Consider the following 9,828-nt stretch of genomic DNA (forward strand, 5'->3'; position numbering starts at 1 on the left):
AATTATCTCAGCTGCCGCGCACGTCGTTCTGAGACTAGGCAGGCGCCCGGCTAATTGTTTTAGCCTGGGTGAACACTCTGGGTTTTTTCGGCTTCTTGGGTTTCGCCGGTGCGCTACTTAGCACTGTCTCGGCTAACGGCTGCTGCGGAACAAAGCCGGCTATTTCTTTGCGTGGCAACTGCAGCTTGATTAGCTTTTCAATGCCTTTTAGTTCTTTTAACTCTTCAGCGCAAACCAGTGATACCGCCAAACCAGCAGCACCAGCACGACCGGTACGGCCAATGCGGTGCACATAATCTTCAGCAACATTTGGCAGCTCATAATTGACGACCTGCGGTAATTGCTGGATATCCAGACCACGGGCGGCAATATCCGTTGCCACTAACACCCGGATGCCGCCGGCTTTAAACTCAGCCAGTGCCTTAGTACGGGCATTCTGGCTTTTATTGCCATGGATAGCCATGGCGCTGATGCCGGCTTTTTCCAGCAATAAGGTCAGTTTATTGGCGCCATGTTTGGTTTTGGTAAACACCAGCACCTGCTGCCAGTTGTGCTCTTTAATTTGCTGGATCAATAAATTGGCTTTCTGGCCTTTATCAACCGGGTATAACCACTGTTCAATTCGCTCTACCGTGCTATTTGGCGGCGTTACAGTGACTTCTAATGGCTGATGCAGCAGGCCTTTGGCCAGGGTGCGGATCTCTTCAGAAAAGGTGGCCGAAAACAACAGGTTCTGCCGCTTCGGCGGTAACAGCGCCAGAATTTTCTTAATATCGCGGATAAAGCCCATATCCAGCATCCGGTCGGCTTCATCCAGCACCAGAATTTCCAGCTGATTAAAGCGCACCGCGTTTTGCTGGTATAAATCCAGCAACCGGCCCGGCGTGGCAATCAAAATATCGACACCTTTACGCAGCGCCATCATCTGCGGGTTAATTTTAACGCCACCAAATACCAGCGTACTGCGTAGCGGTAAATGCTTACCATACAGTTGCACACTTTCGGCAACTTGCGCGGCCAGTTCACGGGTTGGGGTTAAGATCAGTGCCCGGACCTGATTCGGCTGTACTTTACGGCCTTGCTCGCGACTGTCATTTAAACGCTGCAGCAAAGGTAAGGTAAAGCCAGCAGTTTTGCCGGTACCGGTTTGGGCGGCGGCCATCAGGTCGCGCCCCGCCAGTACCGCCGGGATAGCTTGTTGTTGAATAGGTGACGGCGTGGTGTAGCCTTTTTCAGCTACAGCTTTGAGCAGCTCAGCCGCTAACGGTAAATCAGTAAATTGCATGCGTATTCCCGCAATGGTGCTGCGAAAATCTCTGCCCGCAGCTGCAGTGCCCTTCAAAAGGAAGGGCGCGCAGCTTACCCTAAACTGGCTGAGGGTGCGAGTTTTCTCTAAATTTTGTTACCGGCGACGCTTTTATGCAATGCCACTCAATGTTATTTTGAGCGGTGGCAATGACTTTCCGATATGGAGCCTGTTTTGAATCTGGCGGCAGCGAGCAAAAGTGTATTTTTGCGTAACCTTGAGCAGTCCCTGACCCTGTTATACAACCCCGGGCACGGCTGTTTTTATAGTTTGGTAAAACGGTTTTTTACGCAAAATCAGGCGCAGCAGCTGGAATTGTCTGGTGCCGAGCAGCGCTGGCAGCAGGCTATGCAACAAAAAGAGGCGACAGAGGTTATTCAGCAGTGTCGCAAACGCTATACCGATTTGCAGTTTGAATACGAAAAGCAACGCCTGCAGTGCTGGAGCGCTCTAATGGCGGCGGCAGAAAATCTGCTGCAACAGAGCGAGGGCCAGACAGGTCCGGAAACACTAAACCTGAGTGCCCGCCTGCTGGGTAGCCTGTTTATCACCGCGAATGGCAAGAAAAACAAACCCTTGCTGCTGGAGTTTGCTTATAAGCCCCTCTACCGGGCAGTGCTGCTGCTGCGCTTGCTCGACCATCTGCTGGCCGAGAAGTTGTTTACCGAACCACAGTGGCAGGAATGGTATCAGCAGCGTACGCCTGACACTCCGGATCACTGCCCGTACCGACAGCAACTGCAGTTGCCAATGGTGATGGCTTGCTTGCTGGAACACTTTGGTAAGCTGGATAGCCAGGCGCAAAACCTGTTAACGGATAATGGGCAGCAATCAGCAGATCGGGTGCTAAGCAGTGAAGAGCGAGCTCAGTTTCTGACGCTATGCCGCCTTGGCAGTACCACGTTACTGGCGCAGGGACTAGGCGATCTGCCTTATCGTGGCAGCAAAAGAGAAGAGCGGGAACAACATCAGCAGCAACATCAGCAATTGCTGCACAAACTGCAGCTTTTTATCAGCACCCGCCCTGACAGCGCGCTTGGCAGTTTATTTAAAGTCAGTCAGGCGTACTCGGCTATCGTATTACCGGGCCGCGGCCGTTATAAATACGATACCCTGCCCAAAGCGGCGCTAATGATGCGCGATGCGGTACAGCGGGGCGAGTACAGCGGTCTGATTGTCGACCGCTTGTTCCGCTTAGTTGGGATCTTCCCGCAAGGTTTTGGGCTGGTGTATATCCCGCTGAATGACGATGGCAAACCACAGCCTCGCTATGAATTCGCTATCGTCATCAGCTTCTATCCGGAAAAGCCGGACCGGCCGTTATGCCGCATTGTCAGCCGCAGCCAGGAGCTGAAAAATACCACCTTTAACATGAGCCTGAGCCCGGAATATAACCTGTACTTTAAGCCGGCACGTGACCGACTGAAAAGCAATGTGCCAGAACAAAAACTGAAGGAGTTACTGCAACTGCTATATAAAGACGCCGAGGCGCAATATCTGCGGCATCTGCTGCCGCAGTGCTGGGAGCCGGATAACTTCTTTAGCCTGGGCGCTAACCAGAACCTCTGGAATAACGCCCATTTACGTCTGAATTAAGCGGTATTCATCGCGTCACTCTGACAGAACTGCTTTAAAAACTCATCGTGTTGCGGCAGCTTGGTGGCGGTTGCCGAGTAAATCGTTTTCAGATAGCTCAACAGCTCTGACAGCTGCTCGGCGGGTAAGGCGTTGACTATCGGATGATAATCCTGCGGTACCATGCCCTGACCCAGCATCACCTGGATCCAGGCAATTGGCGAAAATAACTCATCCTGTTCACGATATACCTTACCGGTGGCCTGGAATAGTTCCATTTTGCGCGCCAGCCGTTCCGGGATCTCCATCTGCTGGCAATCACGCCAGAACTTGCTGTCCGTGCGCTGCGTTAACTTATAGTGCAGAATGATAAAGTCTCGGATATGTTCAAATTCCAACTGCGATTGGCGATTGTATTCCGCGACTTCTGCCGCCTTGATCCCAAGGTGAGGGAAGTTTTTCACCAGCCGGATAATGCCGGACTGGATCAGATGGATACTGGTCGATTCCAGTGGCTCCAAAAAGCCACTCGATAAGCCAATACTCACCACATTTCGATGCCACTGTTTTAAACGCCGCCCGGTGCGGAATTTAATTAGCCTTGGTTCGGCCAATGCCGGCGCATCCAGGTTAGCCAGTAGGTGGGCCCTGGCATCCTCCTCAGACCAATATTTACTGGAGAATACTAAACCATTGCCGGTACGGTGCTGCAGCGGGATCCGCCACTGCCAGCCAGCCTGATGTGCAATAGACCGGGTGTACGGCACTATCGGCTTCACACTTTCAGTGGGTACCGCCCAGGCGCGATCACAGGGTAGCCAATGGCTCCAGTCTTCGTAGCCGGTATTCAGCGTTTTCTCAATCAGTAGCGCATGCATACCGCTGCAATCGATAAAGAGATCGCCTTTAATCTGCTCGCCGCTTTGCAGTTGCACGGCACTGATAAAACCGTCGTCAGGCCGGGTATGGACCTGCTCAATTTTGCCTTCAACCCGCACTACGCCCAGTGTTTCACACCAGCGGCGTAAAAACTGTGCATAGAGCGCGGCATCAAAATGATAGGCATACACCAGCCCCTGTAAATTCACATTTGGAATGCTATCCAGTTTGGTAAAGCGGTTTTGCAGTGCTGCCTGATAGTTAAAGGAGTAGTCCCAGAAATTATCACTTAAACCTAACTGCTTGGCTTTTAACCAAAAATGATGGAAGGTACAGAAAGGGTAATCTTTACCAAAGTTACCAAAGGCATGCATATAGCTATCACCCTGCTGTCCCCAGTTTTCAAACTGAATACCCAGTTTAATGCTGCCAAAGGTTTCTTTTAAAAAGGTAGCCTCATCAAGACCTAAACCCTCGTTAAAATGGATCACCGGCGGAATAGTGGCTTCACCAACCCCAACGATACCGATTTCCTCAGACTCCACCAGGGTGATTTTCAGCGACTTACCCAGCATCTTCACCAACAAGGCTGCGCTGATCCAACCGGCAGTTCCCCCACCAACAATAACGACTTCTTTGACCAACTGCTGTTCTGTCATGATCTGCACCAAAAAAAAGCCCCTAAGACACAGCGTATCTCAGGGGCAAGCATTACACCAGTAACAATACCTTAGGCTTTCGCTTAGAACTTATAGGAGAAACCCAGTAAGTAGGTTCTGCCATAATCCTGATAATCGCGCACTGCACCACTACCATGGCGGGTGGTGAACGGTTGATTGCTCAGGTTTTGCCCTTGCAGGAACACACTTAAGCCTTCCAGTTGAGTGAAACCGGCAGCACCGAAGTCATAGCCGACTTGCGCATCCCAAATCCGCTCACCGTCGATATCCACCTGTGCGGTGTTAAAGCCGATATTGTAGATATCGCCTTTAAAGTCTGAACGCTTACGCATTGAGACCCGCGCCGAGAAACCTTCCTTATCATAGTAGAAAGTAAAGGTTTGGATCTTGTCAGATAAGCCCGGCAGCATAAACTTATTACCACCCGGATCTTTAATGTCCGAGGTAATCTTAGTATGACTGGCGAAAATACCGAAGCCATCCAGGCCTTCATGGAACACGCTCAACGGGATAGAGGCTGACAGCTCTAAACCAGACAAACTACCAGAGCCACCATTCACCTTACCATTGGCTACCGCTAACTTGTTCACTGGTACTGAACCATCAGGAGCAGTGATATCGTCAAATTCAAAGCGGGTTGAACCGTCAAAGATCCAGTCTTTTAGCTCCTTATGGAACACGGTAACGGCCCAGTAACCTTCCGGATGGAAATAGTTTTCATAACCCAGATCGAAACCAACCGCAGTTTTCGGCTCCAGGGTCGGGTTACCGCCGCTGACACTCCAGGCTTCAGCCGTGGTCGCATTCTGGTTGTAGTTGATGCTCATGGATGCGTTCATATCATCCAGCCGCGGCCGTGACATGGTTTTCGCCGCACCAAAACGCACACTTTGCTGTTCATCCAATGCCAGCTTCAGGTTTAAGCTGGGTAGCAGGATGCCAAAATCATGTGACAGATCGGTAGGTACAGCCTGAACCCGGCCATCGACGATATAGTTACCAAAGCCCTGTGAATCCTGTTCGGTTTTCACATAACGTAAGCCGGCATTACCGGTCAGGGCATAGCCACCCACTTCAGTATCCAGATTCGCCTGAGTAAAGACAGCCGTAACTTTCTCATTAACCGTCCAGCTACGCGCCAGGTGGCTTGGGTCATTCAGACTTTCCGGTGTCGCATTGTAGAAACCATCACGTACTAAGCCGCGAGAGTCATAGGCAATCATATTACCAAAACCGAGGAAGCTCAGATCAGTGAAACCAATCCGGTATTGCTCCGGTACCGGCGCCAATGCCGCAGGGTAGGTTTTCAGCGTCAGGTAATAGCCTTCAGAGCGCTTGGTTTTAGAGCGATCTTTGTGAGAAATACCGTATTCAATACTGCTGATTGGGCCGGCATTTTCCAGGGCATGGCTAGCAGCTAACCGTAAGGTGGTCAGATCGCCGTCGATTTCAGGCGTATTGATAAAACCGTCCTGTGCATCACTTGGAATAGTCACACCATTACCCCAGCTTAACGGCGCGCCTAACAGGATCAGATTCCAGTCGGCGTAATTCAGCGTCGGGGTAAAGGTTGCCCCTGTACCATTCGGGTTTAGCACATATTGGATAGTATCGGTCGCACCAACGCCATCACCACGGCCGGTGCCCGAGTAGTTTTCCATACTCCAGATCTGGCGTTTTACCGTAGAGCGGCTGATATCGAAATCAATAGTGGTATAGTCAGTCAGTTCGTATTTAGCGTTAAAACCAAATGCCTTTAACTCGGCATCACGAACTTCATAATCGTTACGCACCACAGCGCGGTTGGTAATAGTACCCTGAGAGACCACACCGTCTTTAATCTCACGGATCAGTGTATTACCGCCAGCCCAGATACCTGGCACTTCAATACCACGTAAAATCTTTTCATCAGAAAAATCGACGTACAGAGCATCGGCAACCAGTTTTAACTTATCGTTTGGTGCATACTCTACCACTGCCAGGATTGAATCCCGCTCCAGAGTTGACGAACGGGCAAATGGCTTGGCACCACCCAGGATCACATAGTCATTACTCAGGGCAAAGTTACCTGGATTAATACCTGCACCCCAATCTACTGCTTGCTGCGCACCATCATAACCCCAGGCATTCCAGCGTTTTTCCTGGTTTGGCGACTTCATTGTCGTCGCCGCAATAGCAACACCAATAGTGTTATCGGCAAATTGGTCGATATAAGCAAAGGTACCACGGGCACCGGCATTATTGCCGTCCGGATTCAGTTTATCAAAGCTGGTACGCTCATACAGACCATTTACCTGCATTACGCGCTCACCGCGAGACAATGGGCTCACAGTACGCAGGTCAATCACACCGGCAATACCTTCAGCTTCCAACTTGGCATCCGGCGTTTTATACACCACCACCTGGCTCATAATTTCTGACGGGTATAAATCAAACTCAACGCCACGGTTATCACTGATTGAAACCTGTTCCCGGCCGTTAAAGGTGGTCGCACTTTCGTTTTCACCAAAACCACGGATCGTGATCCGGCTGGCACGACCATCCAGACGCTGGGCAGCTAAACCCGGCATCCGCGCCAGAGATTCAGCAATACTGGAATCGGGGAGTTTGCCGATATCTTCTGCCGAAATCGCCTCAACGAAGGAACTATTGAACATTTTCAGGTTCTGAGATTCCTGCAGGCTGCGGCGGAAACCGCGAACCGAGATCACCTCAACCGCTTCTTCCTGTGCTTTGGCTTCTGCATCAGCGGCCTGAGCCAGCACGATGGAACTGTTGCCAGCTGCGGCTAACGCCAGCGTTAGCATACTGAGTTTAAATTTTGTCATAATCCTACCTACCCCGGAGTGTTGTTGTTTTATTACTGCGAAACTGAAAGCCATGCTGAAATTCGTCAGCTGCAGTTTTGCCATGCTCATTTATTAAACTTATTCGGTCGCCAGCTCAATATGAATACGTATTCATAGTGCAAAAGATGCCCCAGGCGGGTGCAACTGCCGGCAAGCTGCACTATCGTTGTGCAGCAGGCAGGCTGCCAACTGCCTTAAGTATGAACACGCCGGCAGCCGTTGCCAGAAAAAGCCAATATTGAAACGCTTAGCGCTGTAAAGCACTGCATACGTATGCAGGTTGTTTCTTCTTCAGCCGCCACTGTTTATGCTTGGCAAAAATCACCACTCCCTTAATTCAGGTGGTCTATGGGACAAGTTAAGCAACTCGCCACCCTGGCGGGTTTACAAGACAGCTATGTGCATGCCAATGGGCAGTTAGAGCATATTGATGCAGAAGTGCAGGCCAGCATTTTGCGGGCTATGGGCTTTGATCTCAGTAGCGAGCAAGCTATTGCCAACCAGATTGCGCAGCTGCAACAAGCCCGCTGGCAGGAACCCTTATCTGCCGTAACGGTTGCTGAGCAACAGCAACCCTTTAGTGTCAGATTGCAGCTGGAAGCAGCCAAAGCGGCAAGTCATTGGCAGTGGCAGATCGCATTAGAAGACGGCGACGTACTGAGCGGTGAATTATTACTGCAGGCCAAAGATATTGTGGAACAGGCCGAAATAAATACAGTCGCGATGCTGGCTTTTAATTTGCCGTTTCAGCTGGACCTACCGCTTGGCTACCATCAGTTGACGCTAACTGATGGTAAGCAGCCTCTGAGCCAGCAACTGATTGTGACGCCGGCCCGCTGTTTTCAGCTGCATGACAGCGCCATCCTGCATAAAACCATGGGCCCGGCCTTACAGCTGTACGCGGTGCGCTCTGCCCGCAACTGGGGTATGGGTGACTTTGCTGACTTAAAAGCTATGGTTGCCCCATTAGCAGCGGCCGGTAACGATTTTATCGGTTTAAACCCCTTGCATGCGCTCTATCCGATGCTGCCACAGGATTGCAGCCCATACAGCCCCAGCAGCCGTTTATGGTTAAACACGCTTTATGTCGCGCTGGATGAAACGCCGGATTATCAAGCCTGCACCGCAGCACAACAGCTAGTCGCCAGTGCCGATTTTCAGCAGCAGCTCGCCGCCTGTCGCGCCACGGCGAATGTTGATTATCCGGCTGTTGCCGCCTTAAAACAGCAGGTCGCGGCCTTGCTATTTCAGCATTTTCAGCAACATGAACTGGCGCTGCAAAGTGAAAGGGCCAAGGCGTTTCAGGTTTTCGTAGCAGAGGCCGGTGTGAGTCTGTATCAGTGGGCTGTATTCTCGGTACTACAGGGCCAATTGTTCTGGCAAGATCTGCAAACCGCCGCCTGGCAGCAATTTCCGCCAGAACTACAAAACCCGCATAGCCCCGCCGTTGCGGCCTTTGCCAAACAACATGCCAGCGCTATCGAACAGCAGCTGTATTTACAGTGGTTAGCACAGCTGCAGCTGGCAGAGGTGAAAGCCGAGTGTCGCAAGCAAGGTATGGCCATCGGTTTATACTGTGATGTCGCTGTCGGCACCAGCCGTAGCAGTGCCGAGAGCTGGGGCGCGCCAGATGATTTTTTATTAGATTTAAGTGTAGGTGCACCGCCGGATATTATGGCACCAAAAGGCCAGAATTGGGGCTTGCTGGCGTACAACCCGGTGACGCTGCGGCAAAAAGCCTATCAACCCTTTATTGAACTGATCCGCGCAAATATGCGCTATGCCGGCGCCCTACGGCTGGACCATGTGATGGCATTATTGCGGCTTTGGTGTTGCCCGCTCGGCGCCGATGCTACAGCCGGGTGTTATTTACGGATGCCGGCGCAAGAGCTGTTTGCCATTTTAGCGCTGGAAAGCCAACGTAATCACTGCGTCGTCATTGGAGAAGATCTGGGCACGGTACCGGCGGAAATCAGTGAGCTGATGCAGCATTATCAGGTGCTGTCTTACCGGGTATTTATGCTGGAGCAAAAGGCTGGCAGTTATCAGCATCGGGATCTGACCTATCCACCGCAGGCTCTGGCAACAGTGACCACGCACGATATGCCTACGCTGGTCGGCTTCTGGCAGGAACTGGATTTAGCGCTGCGTCATCAATTGGATTTATTCCCCAGTCCAGCTGTGGCCGACAGCCTGCACCAACTGCGAGAGAGCGAAAAGCAGATCCTGCAACAGCAGCTCGGCATTGCGCAGCCGGATGCGGCAACTCTGGTTCGTGCCTGTCATCTGTATACCGCAGCGACGCCGGCGCGTTTATTCGCCTATCAGTTGGAAGACCTGGTATTGCTGGAAACTCCGGTCAATATACCGGGTACCAGCACTGAATATGCGAACTGGCAGCGTAAATTACCGCAGCATATCGAGACGATTCTGAGCGATAACAAGGTACTGCAGCTGATGCAAGAAATTAAGCAGGCCCGCAGCTAGACTAAAGCTTGATAAGCCCGGCCATAACGCCTGTCTCTTATACACAAATCCC

5 protein-coding genes are annotated in these 9,828 nt (G+C 51.4%); 2 read left to right on the forward strand and 3 right to left on the reverse strand.

Annotated elements, in window-relative coordinates; all coding sequences use genetic code 11:
* Positions 1-34 precede the first annotated feature (34 nt).
* On the reverse strand, positions 35-1,285 hold the full coding sequence (locus A9165_RS07270; RefSeq protein WP_065955423.1) for a DEAD/DEAH box helicase: 1,251 nt from the start codon (positions 1,283-1,285) through the stop codon (positions 35-37).
* A 183-nt stretch (positions 1,286-1,468) separates the two neighbouring features.
* On the opposite strand from A9165_RS07270, the gene A9165_RS07275 reads away from it, so the two are divergent.
* On the forward strand, positions 1,469-2,902 hold the full coding sequence (locus A9165_RS07275; RefSeq protein ID WP_065955424.1) for a hypothetical protein: 1,434 nt from the start codon (positions 1,469-1,471) through the stop codon (positions 2,900-2,902).
* Here the strand turns inward: A9165_RS07275 and A9165_RS07280 are convergent.
* Positions 2,899-4,419, reverse strand: a complete 1,521-nt coding sequence (locus tag A9165_RS07280; protein WP_065955425.1) for a tryptophan halogenase family protein — start codon at positions 4,417-4,419, stop codon at positions 2,899-2,901. The two genes, A9165_RS07275 and A9165_RS07280, sit on opposite strands and share 4 nt — an antisense overlap.
* A gap of 83 nt (positions 4,420-4,502) precedes the next feature.
* Positions 4,503-7,268, reverse strand: coding sequence for a TonB-dependent receptor (locus tag A9165_RS07285; RefSeq protein ID WP_065955429.1), 2,766 nt, complete (start codon positions 7,266-7,268; stop codon positions 4,503-4,505).
* Between the two features lie 369 nt (positions 7,269-7,637).
* On the opposite strand from A9165_RS07285, the gene malQ reads away from it, so the two are divergent.
* Positions 7,638-9,776, forward strand: a complete 2,139-nt coding sequence (gene malQ / locus A9165_RS07290; RefSeq protein WP_008606452.1) for a 4-alpha-glucanotransferase — start codon at positions 7,638-7,640, stop codon at positions 9,774-9,776.
* The last annotated feature ends 52 nt before the right edge of the window (positions 9,777-9,828 follow it).

Origin of the sequence: Alishewanella sp. HH-ZS (assembly GCF_001704375.1) — a bacterium.
In the GTDB taxonomy this organism is placed as follows: domain Bacteria; phylum Pseudomonadota; class Gammaproteobacteria; order Enterobacterales; family Alteromonadaceae; genus Alishewanella; species Alishewanella aestuarii.